The organism is Limosilactobacillus mucosae DSM 13345 (genome assembly GCF_001436025.1).
Lineage (GTDB): Bacteria > Bacillota > Bacilli > Lactobacillales > Lactobacillaceae > Limosilactobacillus > Limosilactobacillus mucosae.
The window spans coordinates 1-24,182 of sequence record NZ_AZEQ01000003.1; the positions used below are offsets into that span (position 1 = coordinate 1).

The following is a 24,182-nucleotide window of genomic DNA, read 5'->3' on the forward strand; positions in this document are numbered from 1 at the left end:
ACGACTTCACCATTCCGTTATGACATTGTCGGCAGTTTCCTGCGCCCAGCCGAACTGAAGGCAGCTCGGGAAAAATTTGCCAACTATGAAATTGACCATGACGAACTGAAAAACGTTGAAGACAAGTGTATCAAGGAACTGGTCGAAAAAGAGGCGCAAGCCGGGCTGCACGCGGTTACTGATGGCGAGTTCCGGCGTTCATACTGGCATCTGGACACGTTCTGGGGCTTTGAAGGGATCGCGCATACTAAGCCGGCACATGGCTACCGTTTCCATGATGAAGAAACGCGGGCTGATTCTGCTCAGGTTGAAGGTAAGATTCGTTTTAACGGCACGCACCCCGATCTGGAAGCCTTCAAGTACCTTAAGCGCTTAACGGATGGCACGGACCTGATCCCACGCCAAAGCATTCCGGCACCGGCGCAGCTTTATTCTGAACTTTTCCGGGATGATGAGCACGTGGCGGCCATCAAAAAATACTATGATTCTGAAGATGACCTGATCAAAGACGTAGCTGCTGCCTACCATGATCTGATCTTGGCACTGTATGATGCCGGTTGTCGCGATGTCAAGCTGGATGACTGTACCTGGGGACTGCTGGTAGATGAAGACTACTGGGCAACTCGTTCTAAAGAAGGCGCGGATCGTGAAAAACTGGAGGCAACCTATCTCAAGATCAACAATGCGGCTTTGGCTGATCTGCCGGCTGATCTGACGGTTACGACCCATGTCTGCCGCGGAAACTATCATTCAACCTGGGCGGCCAAGGGTGGTTATGGTCCAGTTGCCGACTACCTGTTTGCCAAAGAAGACGTGGCAGCCTTTTATCTGGAATATGATTCTGAACGGGCAGGCGGCTTTGAACCCCTGGCCAAGGTACCAGCTGACAAATACGTGGTCTTAGGGCTGGTTACCTCTAAGTCTGGTGAATTGGAAGAGCGGCAGGCAATTTTGGATCGTATTCATGAAGCTGCGCAATACCATGATTTGGACAAGCTGTGCCTGAGTCCACAATGCGGCTTTTCCTCAACTGAAGAAGGCAATATTCTGACTGAAGAGCAGCAATGGGCTAAGCTCGCGTTGGTCAAGAGCGTTGCCGAAGAAGTCTGGGGCGCTTAAACCAAGTCTTAACCGCTAGCGGATCGGCCACACTGCGATAGTCTGTCTGAAAATTAGTGGGTGGGAAAGCGAAACGGATCAGTCAAATCCTAAATTTCCAATACAAGTACTCTTATAACTCTCCTTAAATTTAAAAGATAGCGCATCTCAAAAACTAAAACTTGGCTGTTCCGTTCATACCACTGAAACTACGTGACGCATTTCTCGAATTAACGTTCTGACACCTCAATTAAGAAAACTCCTGATTAATTACTGAATCCCAAAACTCGCTTGGCAGATTTTGCCAGGCGAGTTTTTTAATTTGCGCCGGACTCCGAATCGCTAACCAGACATACCGCACGCAGCTAGTTTCAACAGTCGATAAATGGGAGGCGACAATAGTATCACGCATGGCCAGTTCCAACAGTTGATTGATCGCGTCTTTTAGCCAAATTATCAGCAAGCCGCTGTTTTCTGTTTCAGATCATAAAATGGCGGCCTAAGTTCGGAGCAGTTTTAATAAAATTTTGGTTGAATGGCAGTGAAATGAATTAGTAATTAAAAATGGATGGCTGGCGATAAAAGGCCACCTGTTAATACTGAAATACCCATGACAACGGCTGAAATACCATTGACCGTCTGTCTATAAGATGAAAAAAATCTCATATTAAAACATTTTTGTTCATTTTAATAAATGTTAATTTATTAGATTGTTAAAAATAACAAAGTAAAAACGCGAACAATAAATCTTGTTATATCGGCGTTCTGAAATATTAAATAAATTATACTTATCGATTTTTAATTTTATAACGGATGAAATCAGCTTGATTTGAGTTGTGCAAACGATTTTTTGTTGTTGCTTTTTAAATTCGTGTCTATAATCGCTCAGTGAAATTTGGAAGTTTATTTAATACCTTTTTTGTAGATTAAAGATACAAGGTGGAAATTGAAATGGGGAGAAACAATCAAAATGACCGGCAAAGGCAATTAATGTCGATTTTACCAAGATATGCCCTGCGTAAAACAAAGCTTGGTTGTGTCTCGATGTTGATTGCAGTCGGTTTTTTCCTTGGTGGTGCTAATGAACTAAACGTTAAGGCAGATGCGTTGCCTGCGCAAAATGGCAAAACAGCTACTGTTCAAAGCAAGGCTCCATCAGCAGATTATGAATCCTTGGCAGCTGCTGCCGATTCTTTTACAGCTTCGGTAAACGAGAAAAGCGATTATCCGGCAAAAACATCAACAACAAGTGCGGCTTCAGTAGCTGCCAATGTCGCTGCTGATAATAGCGATAGCAAGGTTTCTTGTGATGCGTTAGGCGATGTGCAGGCTGAGAATTCTACTGACGACTCGGCAGTGGTCTATCAAAACAGCTCGGCCTTAGTCAGTTCATCAGCGCGAGGCCAAGCTGATGCAGCCATTAGCAATTCAGCCGATAGTGCGCAGAATCTCAGCATGGTCATGGCCAGTGCAGCCCAAAAAGTGTCAGAGCCAACTGCCGTTCAAGGCAATGCTACTGAACCATCACTTAGCAATACTACTGGTGCAGTCATAAACGATCCTTCACTGCCGGCTGAAGACGTAACTGTTGATGCCAAAAACTTCAATCACTACTTTGATATGCATGGTACGGCAACTGACCAGCTTAACTCTGATGGCTCGGTAACGATTACCTTTACCAAAAAAGGGCAGCAATATTCAGCTGGGGGCATATCGCTAAAAGAAAAGATCAACATGGATAGCAGCTTTACCCTAAATGGTCAGATCAATCTGGGCAACTTTGGCGGCGCTGATGGCATGGGAATCGTCTTTCATACGGGAAACGTTGCTGCGCTTGGTCGACCGGGCGGCAATCTAGGAATTGCGGGGTTGCCGGATGCGGTTGGCTTTAAGCTTGATTCCTATTATGACTACTACAATGAGCCAACCTCGAGTCTGCCAGGCGATCAGATCCCGCTTCCGCAAAACGGTGAGGATGACTCCAAATATGGCCAGTCACAGGATCCAACAATGGCCGTTCCATGTGGCGATATCGTTACCACCAGTCATGAACAGGTTACAACGACTACTGGCAAAAAGGCTTGGCGATGGTGGGTCAATAATCAAGACGGCACGGTTCAGCCACTGACTACCAGTTTGATGGACGGCAGGTTTCATGATTTTCAAATGCAATATAACGGTCAAACCCATGTCTTGACAATCAGGCTAAAAGAACCAGCTGGACATCTTAATGACAGTGTTCAGACGCATGAAGATGAGCAATGGGTTACGTGGACCTACCAGATTCCTGATATTCCTGGCAATGGCAATGTCGCGATGGCACTTGATCTGGCGGCGACGACTGGCGAATTAACCAACCTGCAGCAGTTTAGATTGACCAGCTTTACTTTTTCGCCAGCTGCTTCAGTCAACGTTGAATATCTCAATGAACAGGGTCAGCTGATTCATCAGACTGGCGTTCACTACAGCGGCGCGCCGGTAATTGGCAATACGTATTCTACGGATCAGCTTAATCTTCCTGGCTATACATATATTGGCTTGGGAAAAGGCAGTCTTGCTCCAAGCGGCACGCTAAGAAAGGAGGGACTTAACGGTACGGTTATCTATGTTTATGGTCGTACCGAAAAGATCACAGTTAATTATCAAGATGTCAGTACGGATGATCCGCAAAATCTCAGTGGGTATGATCAAGAACTGACCGGTGCCAGAAATCAGAGTTCAGAATATAGTATGGCTAAGACAATCAAAGAGCTGGAAGCAAAAGGCTATCAGCTGGTCAATGATCCGACTGACGGTAAAGTCTTGAAATATGGTGATAGTGCGCAAAGCTATACGGTTAAGCTGAAGCACCGTCATCTTATAATTGGTCCCAGTCATTATCAAGACAATGGAATTCCGTTGCCAAATAATCCATCAAAGACCTATCAAGGAGTTGAGCGAAATGACTTGAATCAGCAAGCTACACGGACGATCAAGTATGAGTTTACAAATGGCAAGCCGGCAGCTGCGGCAGTAAGTCAGCCGGTTGCATATACCAGAAGTGCTGATATTGATGAGGTTACCGGTGATGTGGTCTACACGCCTTGGACTGCAGCGCCTGCGAAGTATCCACCGATCGTTTCACCAACGATTCTTGGCTATTTCACGAATACGCCGTCAGTTGCTGCCGCCTCGCCAACGCTTGGGCAAAATCCGGTTGTAACGGTGATCTACCAGCCATGTATAGAAAAGATCAGGATTGTCTATGAGAATGTCAGCTCTAAAGATCCGCAAAGCCTCAGTCAGTATGACAAGCTGCTGACGGGAAAGTATGGATCAAGTGCCAACTACAGCACGGCTGATACGATTAAGGCTCTAGAACGGCAAGGGTATCAGCTCGTCAGTGATCCAACTGATGGTCAGATTCTCAGCTTTAACGACACCAGCGAACAAACCTACGTAATCAAGCTGAAGCGTCAGTCAGCTAATCCTGATCGTCACGCCAGCGGTTCCGTTAAGTCGCCAACGTCAAAGCCGACTGATACGCAAGGGAAAGGTACAGCGTCGACTGCTGCCGGGGTCAAGACTGATAATCATCAAATCAAACAACAGTCTTCCTGGCAGCCGATTGACGGTCAGACGGATCAGTCGGGTGAAGCTCATCATGTCGTAACTGCCGATTCAACTTCATCTGCTATCCAATTAACTAAAAGCAACAATTATGATGTCGCTTCAGCCCCTATTGAAACGGCATCGCTCAAACATCTTCCACAAACTGGGAATCGGCATGCCGACTTATTGACCGGCTTAGGAATCTTGCTGGCTGGAATTGGCGGCTGGCTGGGCTTTAACGAGGTTCGTAGACGTTTCAAACGTGTCTTAAAGTGAGGCAGACGCAATGAAACCATTAATGAAAAAAATTCCGCCATAAAAAGACGAATTTATATGGATCTCTTATGGTAGTCAAGTTTTGCATAATCTCAATTATTAAAATCTAATGAATGAAGGCGAAAGCTTATGGCAAATGAATCAATGAAAACCGGTGCCGACCTTTTGATCGACGCTCTGCAAAAAAATGGACTGCAAAATATTTATGGGGTCGTTGGGATTCCAGTAACTGATTTTGCGCGTCTGGCTCAGCTGCGCGGCATGAAGTACTTTGGTTTTCGGCGTGAGGATGCGGCAGTGGATGCGGCGGCAGCGGCCGGCTATCTGACACAGAAGCCAGGTGTGGCCCTGACCGTTTCTGCTCCCGGTTTTTTAAATGGTTTGACGGCATTGGCACAGGCCACCAAGAACTGCTTCCCATTGATCATGATTTCAGGATCCTCGGAACGTCACATTATTGACCTGGATCAGGGTGACTATGAAGGATTAGATCAATACAACGTTGCCAAGCCGTTCTGTAAGGCCGCCTACCGAGTCGATCGGGCGCAGGATATGGGATTGGCAGTTGCCAGAGCCGTAAGAACGGCATTATCTGGTCGTCCTGGTGGGGTCTACCTTGATCTGCCAGCCAACACAATTGGCCAACAAATTGAGGTCACCGATGACTCTGATGCCGGCATTTATGAAGTTGTCGATCCAGCACCAAAACAGGCACCAAGCGATGAAGCAATCAATCGGGCTGTTGAGGTAATTAAGGGTGCTAAAAAGCCGCTGATCATTCTTGGTAAAGGGGCGGCATACGCGCAAAGCGAAAAACTGGTGCAAAAGCTGGTTGCTGAAACCGATATTCCATTCTTGCCAATGTCAATGGCAAAGGGTTTGATCTCTGATGAGGACAAGCACTCTGCAGCTGCGGCGCGCTCACTTTCATTAAGCGGCGCGGACGTCGTAATTCTGATCGGTGCGCGGCTCAACTGGATGCTTTCACATGGTGCGGCACCTACGTTTAATCCGAACGCTAAATTCGTACAGCTGGAAATCGAGGCAACTGAATTTGATTCCAACCAAAAGATTGACGCACCGCTGCAAGGCGATCTGAACTCAATCCTGGCTAAACTGGTACCGGCACTTGAAAAGACTGGCTACCAAACGCCACAGGCATGGCTGGATGAAATCAGTGCCAAGACGGCTGAAAATGCCGCCAAATTTGCTAAGCGCGTTGAAGCTGGTGAAACTAACGCCAAGTTTGGCTACTATGGCACGCTGGAACCGATCAAGGAGTACTTCTTGAAGAACCCAGATACTTACCTGGTTTCTGAAGGGGCCAACACGCTGGACATTGGTCGGAATATGATTGACATGAAGCTGCCACGTCATCGTCTGGATACTGGGACGTGGGGCGTCATGGGTGTCGGTCTGGGCTATGCAATTGCGACGGCTATTGAGACCGGCAAGCCAGTCGTTGCTTTGGAAGGCGACAGCGCGTTTGGTTTTGATGGTATGGAAATGGAAACGATCTGTCGCTATCACCTGCCAATTACTGTCGTCATTGTCAACAACGGTGGGATCTACAACGGGACCGACCGTGAAGTTGCCGATCAGCCAGGTCCAACGATGCTGGATGCCACGGCGCGGTATGAATACATGGCCAAGGCATTTGGCGGTGACAGCTACTTTGTAAGCAGCTATCAAGAGATGAAGGTTGTCTTTGAACAGGCGGTTGCATCCAAGCGGCCAAACATCATCAATGTTCAGATCGACCCATCCATGGGTAAGGAATCTGGCCACATTGGCAACCTGAATCCAAAGCTGGATCTGAAGAAGTAGTGAAAGGAGCAGATAATCATGGTTGAAGAAAAGACAAATGAATATGCACCATTAAAGGGAATCAAGGTCGTTGACTGGACGCAGGTACAATCCGGTCCTTCCTGTACGCAGCTGTTGGCTTGGCTGGGTGCTGAAGTCATCAAGATCGAACGGCCAGACACCGGTGATCCAACCCGTAATCAGTTATTGGATATTCAGGATTCCTGGAGTCTCTACTACCTGCAGCTGAATGCCAACAAGAAGTCATTGACGCTGAACATCAAGACTCCTGAAGGCAAACAGATCATGACGGACCTGCTTAAAAAGGCGGACGTGTTTGTTGAAAACGTTCGCCCAGGAGCTGCTGATCGCGCCGGCTTTGGCTGGGAAGACGTGCACAAGCTGAACCCACGTTTGATCATGGCTTCACTGAAAGGTTTTAACCAAGGATCACGCTTTGCTGACGTCAAGGCCTACGAACCAGTTGCTCAATCAGCTGGTGGCGCGGCTTCAACGACTGGTTGGAATAAGGGCGAAAACAACGTACCAACGCAATCTGCTGCGGCATTAGGCGACTCCAACTCAGGGATGCACCTGACGATTGGTATCCTGGCCGCTTTGATGCAGCGGGAACGGACTGGCGAAGGGACGCTGGTTTACCAGTCAATGCAAAACGCGGTTATGAACCTGTGCCGGATCAAGCTGCGTGACCAGATCATGTTAGACAACCTGGGTGCACTGCCACACTACGCTGTCTACCCTGACTACAAGTGGGGCAAGGCCGTACCACGGGCCGAAAACACTGAGGGTGGTCAAGTTATTGGCTGGACTTACAAGGCTAAGGGTTGGGAAACTGATCCAAATGCCTACGTTTACATCGTTATTCAAGACTCCAACAAGAGCTGGGCAGCCATTGCCAACACGATGGGTCACCCAGAATGGATTGACGACGAACGCTTCAGTGACTGGGAACACCGTCAGCTGCACAAGGAAGAGATCTATCCACTGATCGAATCCTACACCAAGCAGTACGACAAGTATGAATTGACGCAAAAGCTTGGTGAGGCAGGCATTCCAGTTGGCCCAGTCATTGATTGGCATGAATTGGAAAATGACCCTGACTTAAACGAAGATGGCACGATCGTTACGATTAACCAAGGCGGTAACCGTGGTAACTTCAAGACGATTGGGATGCCATTTACGTTAGGCAACTACAAGCCGGACTACAAGCGGGCACCAGACCTGGGTGAAAACAACGTCGAAGTACTCTCTGCTTTAGGCTATGATGCCGATGAAATTAACGACTTGGTTGAAAAAGGCGTCATCTCAAAGGCTCGTGGCCCTAAGAACCCACGTCGGGAAGTAATCAAGGGCAAATAAGCTAAAGGCATTTGCCATGGCTTGGGTGGGATGACCGGCATTGACCGCATCCCACCTTTTTATTGCCAGGCATGCCAAAAAGAGAATTGGAGGGGTAGACATGGAAAAAATATTAATTGATGATATTGTTCCAATTTTGGTTATCATGATTTTGGGCTATCTGTGTGGTAAGTTTTCATTCTTTGACGATGACCAACGACAAGGGCTAAACAAGCTGGTGCTAAACATTGCCTTACCGGCGGCATTGTTCATCTCAATCGTTTCGGCAACGCGTGAAATGTTTGCTAAAGATATCGTCTTAACCTTGATTGCCTTTTTCGGGGTTACGGGTCTGTTCTTGCTCAGCTACTTTTTGGACAGAATCATGTTTCACCGGACCAAGCAGGAAGCCGCCATTTGTGCAATGATCGCTGGTTCACCAACGATCGGGTTCCTGGGTTTTGCGGTTTTGGATCCGATTTATGGCAATGATGCCAATACCAACCTGGTTATCGGGATCGTTTCAATCGTAGTTAACGCAGTGACGATTCCAATTGGGCTGGCACTGATCAACAAAGGTCAAGCCGAAGCTCGGGCCAAGGCTTCTAAGACTGATGGCGAAAAGGTTAAGATCAAGCTGCCGCAAAAGTCTGATGAGGTGGCACCGGTAAAAGAAAAAGAAGTTACCGTCGCTGACGGGATTCCGGTTACCGATGCTGAAGCCAAGGCATTGCGCGAAAAAGGCATTATTCGTGAAATCGATCTGGTTAGAGCTGAGGCTCACAATCATTTGGGCAATGGCGAAAAGAAAACCAGCAACTCAACGATGTCTGCAATTATCAATGCCATCAAAAAGCCGGTTGCTGCAGCTCCATTGCTGGCTTTCGTCCTGGTTTTGCTGGGCATCAAGATTCCAGCTTCGTTTGCCCCAAGCTTTGATCTGATTGCCAAAGCCAACTCCGGGGTTGCCGTATTGGCAGCTGGTCTGTCACTTTCAACGGTTAAGTTCTCAATCGACAAGGAATCGCTTTGGAACACGTTCTATCGTTTGCTTTTGACGCCAGCCATTATTGTTTTGGTTGCCTACCTTTGCGGGATGGGCTCTGATCCAACCAAGATCTCGATGCTTTGCTTGGCAAATGCCTTGCCACCTGCATTCTCTGGGATCATTATTTCCAGTCGCTACAACATCTATGTCAGAGAAGGTGCCAGTTCAGTGGCGATTTCTACAGTGGCATTTGCAGCGACCTGCATTTTCTGGATCTGGCTGTTGCCGATCCTGGCTGCACACTTCTAAGCAGCAATAGTTGAACCTTTACTCACAGTCATACTTTCTTCCTGGACATAATTAACATTGCTCACTTTCTAAACGGATATTAACTTAAAACTTCGAACAAATATAATAGTAGAAACCTTTCAAAAATAGCGATCGCACCATTCTGTACCTCAGTCAGGTCAAGGAATGGTGCGATTTTTTACTAATGTATAAGCATACTAAAACGATGGCTGAGGCCAAGCCGATAGTACTAAAGCAGGCCCAATGCTGCACTTAGCCCGGTCAAGAAATTAGCTAGTGCGTGAATCAGCCAGCTGGGATAAATGGAGCCGGTGGCCGACTTTTCATTGATAAATCCCATCAGCCAAGCTATCAGCAACGTAAACCAGCCGATACCGAGAGCGCTGAGCAGGCCCAGCTGATTGATAAATATGACACTGTGCAGCAGGCCAAACAGCAATGCCTGAATCAGATTTCCGATTGCAAAGTCAAAACGAGTGGCCAGTCGCTTTAATAAGAAACCGCGAAACAGCAGTTCTTCTGGCAGCGATGTTCCTAAGACTGGGTAGACCAGCACTGCCGGCAGCACGCGCTAGCCTTGATTGGCAAAGTCACTGACGGCGGTATGGGCAGTACCGACGTTTTTCAACAGGACGATCGACAGCAGCAATAGGCCTAGAGAAGTCACACTAGCTCAGCCCCAGACTTTTGTGCGATTCTTCTTGGGAATGTCTTTAAGACCAATCCATTGCGCAAAAGAGATTTGTTTACGGGCAGTAATTAGCCACCAGCAAGCCGGTACCAGTGAGAAAATCAGCAGCTCAAAGCCGGCACTGAGCAGCTAATTGATCAGCAGCATGCAGATCAAGATCACGCCTTTCATTTGGTTTGCTTTAGCTTAGCAATTTTTGGTTAACTAAACAATGGCGCAATGGTAATGCTTTGTGAGGGTTATCTATGCAAAGTGGCAGCCGCAAAAGCTTTTGCTAAGTCGCGAAAACCAGCCGATCATTTTCGTTGACGCTGCTCGATGATGATGGCTTTAACCTCATCCAAGTAATCGTCAAGATATTCAGGAACCAAGAGCTGACCATCGATGGCTTCAAGCATGATCTGTTCTTTTTCTTTGAGCCGCCGATAGACCCTTTCATCAATGAAGCCGGCATGAGCAACATCACCTTTAGTCATGAGGTAATAGTATCTGGTATATTGACCATCCGGCAGTCCCAGACGATTGATTCGATCACGCGATTGCAGCATGAAGGTTAGATTGAAATTGTACTCAAAATAAACCGCATCGTGAACGGTCTGATGCAAAGAAATCGATTCGCCCAGCGTGTTGGGGTTGGTAACCAGCACTTGAACATTGCCATTGCGAAACTGATTGATTAAGCCTTCGCGTTCTTCTTTGGGTGTCGCGCCATAGATCAGTGTGGTGCGGATGCCGAGTTGATTAAGCGCAGCGGTAATTTTTTCCATTGTGCCAATAAACATTGCCCAGACCAGGACTTTTTTGCCTTGTCCAGTCAGTTTGCGGATCAGCTTGATACCTAAGTCAAACTTGGGCGTGGGGATGCTGGCCAAATCGTATTGCCGATAAGGTTCACCACTGCTGATGTTTTCTTTGCTCAGGCGCTTTTGATGCTGGCTCCATTTGGCTGAATCAGCGTCCAACAGATTCAAATCGCGATAATTGAGATTATACTTCAAGAGCTCGGGATTGGTCGAAGCCTGCAGTAAGCGGACAAACGTTGCCAGAGTACCATTTTCATTTTCATAGATTGCCTCAGCCAGCTTAGATTGAGCAAGCGAAGGCGCAACGGCTTGAATAATATCGTCATCTGGCTTAGGCACGTGCAGATCTTCTTTATTGGTTCGCCAGAAAAAAGGAGCCAGTTTTTGATTCACGATGTCGGCGTCAATACGTTCAAGGTCATTGACGCTCCAGTTAAAAAACGATTTATATTCATCCGGATACATTAAATGCAGGAAATTATAGACGTCGCGAAAACCGTTTGGAATCGGCGTCCCCGTTAAGACGTAGCGATAATAGGGAGCTTGATTCAAATGCAGGGCAGCCCTGGCTCTTTGACCATTGATCCCCTTGATGCGGTGAACCTCATCGAAAACCAGCATGGTCCTGGAATCTAGCAGCTCATTGATGACGCGCAGATTGCCCTTTAATGATTCATAGTTGATCGTGACTACATCGGCGCGCGGCCAGGCTCGTTTGATGGCTCCTTGATCGTTAACCAGTCGTGGATCACGCAGGTTCAGGTAGTGCAGTTTTCTTTTGGCGCCAAAAACGGCAGTAAATTCAGTACGCCAAGCCGCAAAAGCGTTTAATGGCGAGACCACCAGCAGCCTATCGACTTGATTGATCGCAGGACTGGAAAGATAGGCAAACGTACCATACATCATGGCTGTTTTGCCAGCGCCAGGAACTGAGAAGTTAGCTGCTTTTTTCATCATTGCTAAAAAGAAGCTGGCCCGTTCCTGTTCAGGTTTTAGCGGCCGCGCGATCTCTTGGGCAACGATCTTTTTGAACGCGTTAAATTCCGGCTGCCAGCGCGAATCCCGATTTTTAATGGTCAGACCAGCTTCACTTTGTTCCTTGATGTGATACTGCTTGGCCTGGATATACTGATCAACCTGAGAACTGACGATAACTTCCGGCAGGCCTTTACGCTGAAGACGATGATTCAGCTTTTTGATCAACGCAAGAAGACTGACATAGGTTAAATCAGTTTTGAAGATTCTTTTTTTAGGATCAGCAAAGTAAGGAGCCAGAACCTGCAGTGCTCGCTTGGCTGGTAGAGTTTCCAAAGTGTGGCTGGGATCATCAATTAATTGAAACTGGCCTTGTTCGTTTTTGATAATAGTGGGATTATCTTTCCTCAGCATACTTATTGAAAAGCTCCTTGCTTAAAATATTCAGGTGACGCATGTAGTCTTGCAGCTCTTTGATTTGCTCGCTACTAATCTCACCATAGCGTAAGGTGCCGGCCAAACCGCCATTATTGTTCAGATCTTCATAGTATTTAACGGAATCTTTGATGCTCTTGATGAATTTTTCGACCGATTCGCCGTTTTTGGCATCCCGCATGTAGGTGTCATAGGTATCACCGAACTCACTGATGTTGTCGTTGGCTTCAGTCAGCTGAGTCATCAAATCAGTAGTATTGTTGATTGGCGATTCTTGCAGCGTATCGGTCAGATCTTCGACGGCATCACTGACTTCATCGTTGAATTCATTTAGATTAGGCGATTTAACGATATTTTGGGTGAAATCGCGCATATGAGTCCGCGCTGGCGTGCCGCTTACCCCAACATGAAGGTCATGTAAAATCAAGCCAAAGTATGAATGCATGGTTTCATTCTTTTGAACCTGTGAGTCGTCATCATCACCGAAATTATTAGCCAGTGATTTTCCCATTTCATAAAATGGCGACCAGATTTGATTTTCTTTGATGAGGTTATAGTTGTTTTCATCGGCACCGATAAACTTAAGAAATTTCCGCATGTAAACGGCACCTTGATAGTATCGTTCGGCTTCTTTTTTCTTCATATTGGCAACGTTGACATAATCGGCCAGTGTCATCATGGCATCATCGCCGGTTGTGGTTTGGTAGATGTCAACGGCTAGGTCAACTGGGTCATAGTCTTCGCGCTTTTCGACGCCCATCTGAATTGCCAGTTCGAGTTTCTTGATCTTGGAGCGGTCGGTTTGGTTGTCATATGAGAAAGGCAAAATTACCGCTTCAAAGTAGTAGGTTTTACCGGTTGCCTTTTGCAGATTGCGCAAAGCAGTGTAGCGTCGGTTGCCATCAACGATCCGACCATCTTCAAGTACGTAGCCGCAGATGCGCTGTCCAGATTCTTGGATCGATTTTTGGGTTCGTTTTAAAGCGACTGGATTGTTTTGTTCAATCAGTTTGGCTACGGAATCATTATAGGCTGGATCAACTGTATCGTTGACTGGATTGAGTTCGTCATGGTATCCGGCAATTGCCGTTGAGATGCGGCCATTTTTGTCATTGTAGTACAGATACTTAAGCGGAATGCGATAGACATCCATATTCTCGCTGCCCAGATTGTTAAGCCTGGTTGGCAGCTTGACGGTCGCGCCGGTCTTTTCGATCTTGCCGGCTTTTTCTAGATCAATGAGTGACGTCATCGGTTGAAATCTCCTTATTTTCAATTTTTCTGATTAGTTGATGAACTTCATCTTCGCTAGTGGCCATGCGATAATAAACGCCGGATTCGCGGAGCTGGTCAAAGTACTTTTGTTGAATGACGCGAATCTCCTCGTCGCCCAGTCGCATATTCTCGGCCTTGGTCTCGATCACGGCATAAACGGTTTGGCCGTCTGCCTGATCGATCTTGAAAATGAAGTCGGGGGTTGTGGTTTCGTTGTCAAAGCGCGGAATCTTAATGGCTTTTTTCGGCAGCTTGCCAAAGACGGTGATCTGATTACTATAGGTTCGTCTAAGAATCATCAGTTCGGGATCGGTACTGTCATAGCGCAGCGGCGGCCGATCATAAAGATATTTGGGATCGGCGACGGCATCGGCTGAGTAGACGCCCAACAGATCAGCCGGCAGCTCGTCAACGAATTCCTGTTTTTGAGCATCATAGATTGAAGTTGACGCCGAAAACTTTAGGGGAACGTAGGAATACTGTGTCCGAATCCGTTCGTTGAAGTTGCGATTGAACGTCTTGATTAGGTTATTAAGCGTCTTTTCATTGATGTAGTTGGGATCGTTGCTCAACTGGTCGCGCATGGCATTGGTCATTAAGCGATGGAGCAGGGGAACCGGCAGATCAGTCTGCAAAGTGAGCTGTTTAAGAAAACTGCCATACTTCATGGTGCGATAGGCGGCGCGATAATCCTGCTGCGTTTCCTGCAGTTTGGCGCCTTCTGCATTGGTACTGATGGTCTGATGAATGATCTGCGGCTGATCGAGGACGAAGATTTTCTTGTCAGGGTCGCTGAACACGTTGCGAGCCACGTCTTCGGCCAGCTGATTGATCGAATCGTCAAATTTGACCATCTGCCGTTTTGAGAGCTGCTGCCAAAGATCCTTGAGCTGATTCCAGTTTTCCTTGCGCAGCTTGACCTTGGTGCTGGCGTGCCGCTTTTTGAGGTTGCGGACACGATCTTTAGCGACCATAGTCTGATGCTCGACTTCAGGGTAGAGCTGCAGGAAAGCCTCATAGCCCGACATGGTTTTGCCATTCAGCGCCACTTTGGCTTTAAAGTTGCGATTAAAATCGATGACTTCATGCTGACCCAGATTATTGACGATTTCATTAGCGGTTGACTTTGGATCCAGCTTTGGATTGGTCTGCTGCTTGGCCTTGACGATCAGTTTGACCATTTCGTCTGTAAGTTCGTCATGATTCAGCTTGATTGGCGTATCCGTGTTGATTTCGCCCACCAGCTTGGCCGCGAAGTCTTTTTCGTCATAGCCAATCAAAAATGAAAGGCGGCTGGGCCATTCATCCTGCGTTAGGCGATGGCCGGTTTCATCAACTGGCAGCCGCAAGCCTCGACCAACTTCTTGAATCTTGCTGATGTCAGATCCCGAGGTGCGCAGCTTGGCAATTACAAAGGCGTTGGGATTGTCCCAGCCTTCCCGCAGTGTCCACTTGGAGAATAAGAAGCGGCGGGTCAGCCAGTTGCCTTGTTCATCTTTAAAGCTCAGCAGTTTTTCCTTGTTTTTCAAGATATCGTCGACTTCGGCTTGAATGTCATCATCAGAACTGTTGCGGTCTTCACTGAAGTAACCAGCGTAAACGTCTTGATGTTCTGACTGCAGACTGGCCAGGGTCGCTTGCAGGAAGTCATGATACTGGCGCTCGCGATCGTTGAGAGCCAGGTCATATTTATCAATCAGTTTGACCAGCTTGGCTTTGAGCAGCTTTTCAAAGTGCGTGGCCAGCCAGCCCTTGCTGTTGTTTTCGCCCCGCAGACTGCTGATACTGTCGATAAAGAATAATGACAGTGTTTTGATGCGGGGGGCGTTGGCTTCAGATTCGGGGCGCAAAAAGTTCTGCTGTTCAGCCGCGAAATGATATTCCAGGGCCTGATTAAGAATCTCATCTTGATATGATTCCGCAAACGTGCCAGGAATCAGTTCCATGTCCTTAGCCAGTGCCAACCCATTGGAAAGCTCACGGTCAGTGCCGCCTTCATAGGTGATATTGCCGGCAAAGCCTAGATCGACGTCTGCCAGATTTTCGCCGATGCCAATCCGATGCTCCTTACCGTTGCGCGTCAGAATCAGTTCCTTAGGTTTAGCGGCCTTGACTTGATAACGAGCGCTGGCCTGCTGCTCAGACATGTCTGGATAGTCAACGTCAATGCCCTTAACCAGTCCTTGATTGAAGCTGTCAATGGCGTTGAGATCATATTGCGGCCGGCCTCGGTAATAATCAATTTTGGTAGTCTTGTTTTTGCCGCGTCCTGTCGTAATCTCAGGAAAAGTAGCCCCAAAACGATAGATCAGCTGCGGTTTTAATTCCTCAATGTCGGCATAAAACTTCTTGCCGCGGGGAAAACGGTGCGGCTCATCGATAATTACGATAGGGCGGGTGGCGGCAATTGCCTTGGCGGGGGATGTCTCGCCGCCTAGAAGCGTTTGGTCATAGTCGTCGCGGTGCATTGACTTGGAGTGCAGCATGCCGGCGTTGATCAGCAGGACTTGAATTTGGTTGGCGTTTTGCCGCGTGCTTTCGACAAATTCCATCAGCTGGGCCGGGAAGTTGCGCCGCCCCGACTTGGCCTTGAAGTCACCAGCATTGATGACGTTTAGCTGCACCTGCGTATTTTCAAAGAACTGGCTGAAGTACTGCTTGGCATAGTCGCTGGTGATAAAGCTTTTGGTTCCTTCTTTGATGCTGGGGCTGGGGACGGCAATCACAAACTTAAAGAGGCCGTATTTTTGGTGCAGCTCGTACATCAAGCGCGTGTAGACAAAGGTTTTCCCTGTCCCAGTTTCCATTTTGACGTCAATATTGGCTCTTTCCTGATAGCGATATTTGACCAGCGGATTAGCGTAGATGTAGTTGGCATCCGGATCGTTCGCATACGTGTCCATTCCCTGAAAGGCCTGGTCGATGGCTTTCAGTGCCGCGGTTTGGTGAGGTAGGATTTCAAGTTGAATCTTCATGTTAGTACCTCTTGATCAAGCTGACGTTGCCATCAAGCTGCTTTAAGCCGTTTTCCAGTTCACGGAGGTCGTTCAGATTAAACGAGTAGCCGAAAATTACGACGGCCTGCAGGTTTAATGCATGCGTGCCCAGCAGGTTCAACAGTTTTTCAGTACACTTGCTGCTCCAGCCTTCACGAATTAGATAGAGACGATTGTTTTCGATCAGATTGCCTTGATAGCCAGCCAGATCGATTTTTTGGACGTCAACATCAAATGGATAGCCATCTTTAGCCAGCCACGTTGCTAAAACTGTCTGTTCGCCGCTGGCGTTGCCGGCCACGCCTAAAGTCTGACTGGAGAATGAGTCAACGGTATCCAGCACCAATTCATCGGTATCTGGCTTAAATTCCTCAATTCGCTCCAATGCAATCCGGTTTGGCTTAACGACGCGATAGTGCTTAAAGCTGCCATCAAAGTCGGCGGGGAGGGTCAATTCATTGTCGGCTTTGATCTTAGCAGCAGCGCGCCGGATGCGTTCCCGTGAGATTTCGTCAATGGAGCGGAAACCTGCTTCATAGGCGGCCTTCCCACCTTTAGTCGGCACTTCAGAACCGTCACTGTTGGTATGATAGGTTTTTTCGGGCAGCTGCACCATGATGAATTTACGGTGTCCGCCATCTTCGGCATTAAGCTGCATGACAGCATCGGCAGTGGTGGAAGAACCAGCAAAGAAATCAAGGACTGTTGAATTTTTGTTAGAAACTGAACTTAGAATTTCTTTAATTAATCTAATGTTTTTCGGATTGCTAAATGGAAGGTTAAATGTTTTGGAAATTTGTCCTACTTCTAAATCAGTCCATAAAGAAGTTCTTAAACTTGTATTTCGTGGGCCTACATAGTATTGGACACCACCATTTTTCCCCGTACCATTAGGGATTCTTCGTATAAATCGAAGCTTTTCTCCTGTTCTTTTCCAATATTCATCAATAGTCATAGTGTCTGAAAAGTATTCAATATATTTTTTGTAATTATTGATAGCCTTATCTGCTAAACTTTTTTGCCAGCGCCATTGTCCTGTAGTTGGTGTGAATCCTAAAACCGGATATCGCATGCTAGGCCTATCTGCTCCTGACCAAAAGACATTCCAAGTGCCTTTTTCAGGAGCTTTTGTTTTTTCAACCCTTAGTGGCTTGAATGAAAAGTTCTCATTTTTAGAAAATACAAGAACATATTCTGCTCCAACGTTAAAAGATTGTAACCCCTTTTCGGAAAACTGTTGATTTAGTGACTTTACTCGGCGACGAACAAGAAGCGTGTTTCTATAATTTTGTTCTCCGAATAGTTCGTTTAAGATTTCTATTAAATTTGAATATTCATTTTCATCAATTGAAATAAATACTACCCCTGTATTAGATAGCAGTCTTTTTGCTAGCGCCAATCTTGGATACATAAATGTCAGCCAGGCGGAATGACTTGCCTTACCTTGAATACTCTTTAATCGAGCAACTTGATCATCATTCATGCCAAACATTTCTTTAAGCCTGTCATCGGAATATTCAAAGCTGTCAGGGTAGACGAAGCCATCGCTGCCGGTGTTATAAGGCGGATCGATATAGATAACGTCAATCTTGTTCTGATAGTTGTTTTGCAGATGACGCAGTACTTCAAGATTATCGCCAGTGAAAAAGAGATTTTGGCTGTTCTTGCCCGCACCGCTATTTTGGTCTTCATCGGGAACGATCACCGTAGTTGGCATCTCACCTGCTTGACGGCGGGCATAGTCTTTGCCGATAAAGTTCAGCTGATAGCCTTCGCTCTGTTCTGAAACGTTCTTTTCTTTTAAAGCTGCTTGGAATTTTTCCAGATCAAAAGAATTTTCCCGCGTAAAGAATTCGGGCAGCTTTTCTTTGAGTTCAGCCAAAAAGGCAGAATTGGGTTGCATGGTGGCATTGAATCGTTGGTTGTCGGTTTCCACTATGCCACCTCCTTTGCTGCAGCGAAGAAAATGGCATTAAAAAAGAGACTTCTAGCAAAAAAGGCTAGAAATCCCTTATAAAACAGCTTGACAAAAAAACGTTGATCTACATAATCAGCGTGAGTTGAGTTGAGTTGAGTTGAGTTGAGTTGAGTTGAGTTGAGTTGAGTTGAGTCATATCTCTGTCCTCTTTTAATATATTTCTAGTATGGATGCGTTGTTTGTAAACGCGTATCATAACTATTTTAACAGTTCTTGCTGCCTATAAAAGGTCTAAAGCCCAAAAAAGAGGTGACTTCATAAAGGCACTTCTTTTTTGGGCTCTGCGATTAACAAAATCAATAATTAGATTTTTTATACATATTTTTAAGTTCATTGTCAATTTCAACCGGGGCTGGCAGCTGGTTTGCTCTTAACGACTGTAGGTATTGATATAGGGCCGGCTGCGTTTTCTCGTAGGCAAGCATTGCGTTTGTGTAGGGGCGTGTCCAATAATCATTGGTGCCAGATTTTTGGGCAATTTCAATCAGACCGCTCTTCATTTTGTTGACGATTTTTTCAGCTTTTACATAGTTTTCAAAGGAAAGAATGCCATGGGTACTAAGATGCTCGATATTCACATACTGTTGGGTCTTATCTTTAGCAATGACAACTCCCCAAGTGTAGTTAGTGTTGCATAGGCAATATTGTTTAGAATTGCTGGCGCCGGCACGACCGATATCAAACCCGATAAAGTGATAGTCTGATTGCTCAAAAACCTTTTTCATAGCAGGAGCGTTTAGTGTGCAAAGGTGCGGAATGACCATATCAAAGGCATCTTTTTTAGCTTTTGAAAATGATTGTACGAAACGGAGATATTCTGAATCCAGCCGATCTCGTAATTTTTGCAAGTCTCTTTTTTCCATATCTGTAGGAAGTTTTGCTGCTTGGACTGATTTTGGTGTTGTGTCAGATGGTTTTTGATTGGATTTTGCAACTGGCCGAGCAGTGGTGCTCTTGGCTGATTTAAGCTGACTGGATTTTGAAGATTTGACAGCAGCTTGGCTGGCTTCTGTTTGGGCGGTGCCATAAATTAAATCATGCAGCTGGTGATAAATTGCCAAATCGATCATGTAGATGTTTTGCTGGACAGCATCATTTATTAAAAACATTGGCCATGAATATAATTTGAGCAGTTCTTGTTCTTGGTCGGGAAGCTGGTTGGGCAACTCAAAAATCATCATTTTCCTGTTTAAAAGCTTGTGTAATTTGCTTTTATTAGAGAGTTTCTTCTGTTTTAATTCATAATTTTTCGAGTTAAGTGCCGTAGATAACGCCCAGCAAACATAGTCAAGATTGTAGGCAATGATTGGATTGGAAGCATCTTGTGGATAGACCCGTAGCCGATTTTCACCTTGCTCGACGATAATGTCGATTTGTTTTGATAGTTCGTCATTTATGATTGGTAAAGCTGAATTATGATTTGAATCCCAAGTATTGCGAATCCATTGATCGTTTTTTGAATTAATCACTGTAGCAAAATCCTGCACGGTGTAGTTTGGCAGGCCGAAGATGGTTCTTGCATTACCCGTATTAGGATTTTTAGATTTTTGATAAATGCCTGCTCCCGATATTGATGGATGAAAGCTAGCTAAGCACGAGGAACGAATAAAAAGTCTCTGCTTAAACACAGCTGTTCTTGTAGGCGCCGGAAAATAGGAAGTACTACCATTTCTGGTGTTGCTTAAAAAGAATCCATTATTGAGGAATCGATTGAAAATATAATTGGCAATCTTGACTGGAGTAGTTGCGAAGATTTTATTATATGATGGCCGATCAAAGTTTTGATTGATGCTTTCAAAAGACTTGATGAATTTAACGGTTGCATCAATTAAATCTTCCTTAAGAATACCTTGCTGACTTTGGGATAGGATAAAAAGCATCTGGCGAGCCGTAGCACTAAAAACGACCATTGCTTGATATAAACCGGGGCGTCTGACTTGTGAATTAGTATTATTAAGCGCGCGAATGTTCAGATCGGTTTCAATATGTTGCAGCAGGGATTTTTTTGAAATTTCAGCCATCAGTCAAGCTCCTGGAATTTAATTAAGTGATGGGCAGTTGGCGTATCAATTTTATTCAACAGCTTGCTAAGCAAATGTTTTTTACCGCTTGCATAGATATATCCAAATAGCGGCAGGTAAGCATCACGCCCGTTTAGAACTTTGGTTATCCAGGCAGTTTCTTCTTCGATATGATTTCGCATCGATTTGTTGATGCCTTTGAGATCGGCAAGGGGAGGATAGTTAAATTGGTAAAAATGGGCGCTTTGATCAATTGCGGGGGTCACTGACAACTTGGATGACTGCAGCTCAAAAACATCGGTGAAAATCGGCGCGGCAAAATTATATAGTCCTAGTGGCGCTAAATTCAAATCATCAGTAAAACTTTCTGTTAGTATGAGCCATTTGTTTGGCAAGTGTACTAATGAGTTGATATGCGAAAGCCAGGCACTGCCGATTAGATTATTTAAAACAATGACTGGTGATTCAATGTTTTGCAGTTCTTGACAGACGGCTGCGGAAAAATTACCGGTGCATTCAATCTGCGTTGCTGGTTGACCCGTTAAAAGTAATGCAGCTAGTTGAGCGATATCAAGTGCATCGTCACCAATTAATAAAAGAGGACGATTTTGATTGTGAAGTACATAGAGATACGCGGTTAGTTCGCTGAGAAGGCTATGATTGTTGATCATTGGCTCTAAGGTGTTTTTAAGTGCATTATATACATCTTTTGCATTGGTAGTCTCAACAGGTGCCGTTTGTGGGTCAACATTAAACTTAATGGGACTAAATGGCGAGATTGCCAAATGATAGGGATGGCTGACAGAATTGATCTTTGGAGTCGCTGCTTGATTAAAGGCCATTTCAGCAATAAAGTCGGCAGCATTTTTACGAGCTTTTTCAATTCGTTCCTTGACTTTTGCTTCAACATCGTCAGCTAATTGCTGTTGTGACTCGAGCTTTTCTTTTTTAGCCGTCAGCTCCTCAATTTGTTTGGTAAGCTCAGTTTTATTGGTGCTGAGTGAACTAATATCTTTTGTTAGTTTTTCTAGTTGTTTTGCTTTAGAGTCGTTTTGTTTTTTCCATTCGTCTTCAATTTCGTTGATGGCTACTTGACGAATTGACTCATTGTTTTTAATTGTGTACTTGAGGTTAGCCATATCCTCGTCATTACCAGCGGCAAGGTACTCCGCATTTTGAAAGATTTCTTCATAGACTTCATTGATTTTATCAACGTCGCAATGAAACTTTTTAGCCAAATCATCAGTCCATTCATTCTCGTCAAGATCATTTAGATAAGACCGTAGCAGTTTTAAGTTTTGGGAGTAGAGGTCGGCTTTTGAGGTGTGATTTTTAAGCCGCTTAAGAATTTCCGCACGGACAACATTATTAAGGTCTGCGGATATAATGGATGATACATCTGTTGAATATTTTGCAAGACTTTCTTGGCTGGTTAGATAGAAAGGATTTTGGCCATTTTCAGGTTCCGCCACCTTGTAGGAATATTTGTAAAGTGAATCCATTGAATCAAAACTATATTTTTTAAGTGTGTAGTTATAGGATCTGAGACGATAATTATGCTGGCTGTCTATTAAATAAGTATCATTTTTAATATCAACATATAGTCCTTGTACTGATCCATTTTTTGCTGGGTTGGTTAAAATCAAGACGTTGTAGTTGGGCTGAACTATGTAGAGACCAGATGATCTGAGTTTATAGATGATTTCTTGCGGGGTAGAAAAACGACTTTTTTGAATGGCAACCGGTAATTTTTCGGTTCCTTTATGCAATTCGTAATTAGAGTTGTATAAGTCCAGCTCACACAAAATATAAGTTTTGCTGTATTTTTTAAAATTAGCGGCAATTTTTGGATTGATGTTAAGATCAATCGCTGTAGGATCGGTGTTATCAGCTACTTCAAATCTGCCAGAATCTTCATTTAAATCAGCTTTACGATAGGCAAATAATTTGTTCTTATCTGAATAATCGATCAAAAATAATGATGTTCCAAGAGTTTCAATTCCCATTAGTAATCTTCTCCATTAACGATTTTGTTTAAAATATTGAAAGCCTTAATGTTGATGGCTTTTTGCCGGGCTTGTGCGCATACCCAGGCATAAGTGTTTGGATAATGCTTTAATGCTTGTTTTAGTTGGTTAGCGACAATGACGAAAGGTCTGCTATCACCAGTTTGTTGCCGTAATAAATTGAGTAGGCCTGCATCATCATATTTATTTTTAATATTGGATGATGATGCCAGTTTTGGCGATTCATGATTAGGAATACTGGCATGCTTTGAAAATACGCAATCGGCACCATAGTAGATTTTAAGACTGGTACCAGCTTGTAATTCAGGCAGAGGATATTCCTTGTTGGCTGCAAGAAAACTAGTCTTGATTTCAAATTTGTCGACATATTGTTTTAAAGTAGCGTTATATGCGGGTTTGACGTAAAGATGATTATTTTTTGTATAGGGCTTGAGTAATAGCTTGCGATCTTCATCATCAGCAACTGTTGAGCTGGGAATAAACTGCTTATAGTTTGCAATATCGATAAGACTGCGACCATAAGCAACGACCATCCCATCGTCTCCCGCTTTTAAAGCAAGCAGCTGTGAATCTTCGAATGACTGCAAGAACGCTTCGGCATCAAAAGATTGGTGCGATTCAGTTTTTGGAGCATGGTCAAGCCAACCCTGACCATGTTTATAAAGGTAAAGAGTATTGCCCAGATAGTTAATGCCTTCTTTGGTTTTAAAATGCTCCGGCCAGATTAAATCAATACCAGCAGTATTTCTAGTGATACGATAGCCAACTGGTTCATTGTCAATGGTTTCCATATGAAAAAAATCATTGACTGTCTCTAAATTAACGTTAGTACTAAAACCGATTCGATATAAATTCCAACCGTTGGAGCGGGCCAACCTTTGTTTTTGGATTCCGAAATACTTAAAATCGCCTCTGGTTAAAACGAGATATTCATTATTAGGATTTAATTCACTGCCAAGGCTGATCCGCATGCCGTCACTTTCCCTAAAGATAAGACAATTTAATTTAGGAATTTGAAAATTGGCGATTTGTTTGGCATTGCCTGATGAATCGTTATAAACAGCATAACTATTATCAATAGTGTTACCCAAATTGACTTTGGTTAAAAAAGAATTGGCGTCTACTTTAACTTGAGTAACTTTATGATGATTGTTATGGTAAACGTTCAGTCGCTTGTTTTTAGACAGCTCAGGATTAGCTGCCTTTGGAATTAACAGTTCAAAGTGAAAATGCTGATTCTTATCGATAACGATCCTGAGACCAGCAAAATGCTTAGGAATACTGAAAGGTGAACTTTCAGAGTCAGGCACGGTTCTTTCCGGACAGCGTTTATCGAAGTCGCCTCTACTATGCCTGAAATAAGGACTTATTTTCTTGCCGACACAGAGACTAATAAAGTGGCTGCAAAGATCGCATAGCAGTTTTTGCTCATTAGCTTTGATAGGATGACCATTTGATTTTTTAGCAGCTTCCATGGCGCTGATACGATGCCAGTCCCTATTTTCCCAATAACTGACATGATTTAAACTCATAAGATCCCCAACTTTTTAATGA

13 protein-coding genes are annotated in these 24,182 nt (G+C 45.0%); 5 read left to right on the top strand and 8 right to left on the bottom strand.

What is annotated here, in order from left to right:
- The 5 genes from FC47_RS01835 to FC47_RS01855 form a co-directional block, all read left to right on the top strand.
- Positions 1-1,119, top strand: a 1,119-nt coding sequence (locus tag FC47_RS01835) for a 5-methyltetrahydropteroyltriglutamate--homocysteine S-methyltransferase (protein WP_268888864.1), incomplete at its 5' end; no start/stop codon positions are given.
- Positions 1,120-2,049: 930 nt separating this feature from the next.
- Complete coding sequence (locus tag FC47_RS01840) at positions 2,050-4,965, top strand: lectin-like domain-containing protein (protein WP_155519126.1); 2,916 nt, start codon at positions 2,050-2,052, stop codon at positions 4,963-4,965.
- A gap of 129 nt (positions 4,966-5,094) precedes the next feature.
- Positions 5,095-6,792: an oxalyl-CoA decarboxylase gene (gene oxc, locus FC47_RS01845; protein WP_048345188.1), complete on the top strand. Its 1,698-nt coding sequence runs from the start codon at positions 5,095-5,097 to the stop codon at positions 6,790-6,792.
- Between the two features lie 18 nt (positions 6,793-6,810).
- Positions 6,811-8,151, top strand: a complete 1,341-nt coding sequence (gene frc, locus FC47_RS01850) for a formyl-CoA transferase (RefSeq protein ID WP_048345187.1) — start codon at positions 6,811-6,813, stop codon at positions 8,149-8,151.
- A 100-nt stretch (positions 8,152-8,251) separates the two neighbouring features.
- Positions 8,252-9,427 carry an AEC family transporter gene (locus FC47_RS01855; protein WP_039945647.1) on the top strand — a complete coding sequence of 392 codons (1,176 nt, stop codon included), beginning with the start codon at positions 8,252-8,254 and terminating at the stop codon, positions 9,425-9,427.
- Between the two features lie 229 nt (positions 9,428-9,656).
- On the opposite strand, the gene FC47_RS01860 is transcribed toward FC47_RS01855, so the two are convergent.
- From FC47_RS01860 to FC47_RS01895, 8 genes are all read right to left on the bottom strand, one after another.
- Positions 9,657-9,995 (bottom strand): CPBP family intramembrane glutamic endopeptidase, encoded by a 339-nt coding sequence (locus FC47_RS01860; RefSeq protein WP_056967667.1) that lies wholly within the window; start codon positions 9,993-9,995, stop codon positions 9,657-9,659.
- 419 nt (positions 9,996-10,414) lie between these two features.
- A complete protein-coding gene (locus tag FC47_RS01865; protein ID WP_056967669.1) occupies positions 10,415-12,310 on the bottom strand; it encodes a DEAD/DEAH box helicase in 1,896 nt (631 codons plus the stop codon).
- A complete protein-coding gene (locus tag FC47_RS01870) occupies positions 12,294-13,583 on the bottom strand; it encodes a hypothetical protein (protein WP_056967671.1) in 1,290 nt (429 codons plus the stop codon). Before FC47_RS01870 ends, FC47_RS01865 begins: the two co-directional genes overlap by 17 nt.
- The gene (locus FC47_RS01875) at positions 13,567-16,581 is read right to left on the bottom strand and encodes a type III restriction-modification system endonuclease (RefSeq protein WP_056967673.1); all 3,015 of its coding nucleotides are present in this window, start codon (positions 16,579-16,581) and stop codon (positions 13,567-13,569) included. Before FC47_RS01875 ends, FC47_RS01870 begins: the two co-directional genes overlap by 17 nt.
- A gap of 1 nt (position 16,582) precedes the next feature.
- Positions 16,583-18,538, bottom strand: a complete 1,956-nt coding sequence (locus tag FC47_RS01880; protein WP_056967675.1) for a site-specific DNA-methyltransferase — start codon at positions 18,536-18,538, stop codon at positions 16,583-16,585.
- Between the two features lie 338 nt (positions 18,539-18,876).
- A complete protein-coding gene (locus tag FC47_RS01885; RefSeq protein ID WP_056967677.1) occupies positions 18,877-20,601 on the bottom strand; it encodes a hypothetical protein in 1,725 nt (574 codons plus the stop codon).
- A complete protein-coding gene (locus tag FC47_RS01890; protein WP_056967679.1) occupies positions 20,601-22,607 on the bottom strand; it encodes a hypothetical protein in 2,007 nt (668 codons plus the stop codon). Before FC47_RS01890 ends, FC47_RS01885 begins: the two co-directional genes overlap by 1 nt.
- On the bottom strand, positions 22,607-24,160 hold the full coding sequence (locus FC47_RS01895; protein WP_155519127.1) for a hypothetical protein: 1,554 nt from the start codon (positions 24,158-24,160) through the stop codon (positions 22,607-22,609). The genes FC47_RS01890 and FC47_RS01895 overlap by 1 nt, the downstream gene beginning before the upstream one ends.
- Positions 24,161-24,182: the final 22 nt, after the last annotated feature.

Bases quoted from the DNA above. Each gene is read 5' to 3' on its own strand.
- FC47_RS01870 (WP_056967671.1), bottom strand. From the start codon at position 13,583: ATGACGTCACTCATTGATCTAGAAAAAGCCGGCAAGATCGAAAAGACC.
- FC47_RS01875 (WP_056967673.1), bottom strand. From the start codon at position 16,581: ATGAAGATTCAACTTGAAATCCTACCTCACCAAACCGCGGCACTGAAA.
- FC47_RS01865 (WP_056967669.1), bottom strand. From the start codon at position 12,310: ATGCTGAGGAAAGATAATCCCACTATTATCAAAAACGAACAAGGCCAG.
- FC47_RS01855 (WP_039945647.1), top strand. From the start codon at position 8,252: ATGGAAAAAATATTAATTGATGATATTGTTCCAATTTTGGTTATCATG.
- FC47_RS01840 (WP_155519126.1), top strand. From the start codon at position 2,050: ATGGGGAGAAACAATCAAAATGACCGGCAAAGGCAATTAATGTCGATT.
- FC47_RS01885 (WP_056967677.1), bottom strand. From the start codon at position 20,601: ATGGCTGAAATTTCAAAAAAATCCCTGCTGCAACATATTGAAACCGAT.
- oxc (WP_048345188.1), top strand. From the start codon at position 5,095: ATGGCAAATGAATCAATGAAAACCGGTGCCGACCTTTTGATCGACGCT.
- frc (WP_048345187.1), top strand. From the start codon at position 6,811: ATGGTTGAAGAAAAGACAAATGAATATGCACCATTAAAGGGAATCAAG.
- FC47_RS01895 (WP_155519127.1), bottom strand. From the start codon at position 24,160: ATGAGTTTAAATCATGTCAGTTATTGGGAAAATAGGGACTGGCATCGT.
- FC47_RS01890 (WP_056967679.1), bottom strand. From the start codon at position 22,607: ATGGGAATTGAAACTCTTGGAACATCATTATTTTTGATCGATTATTCA.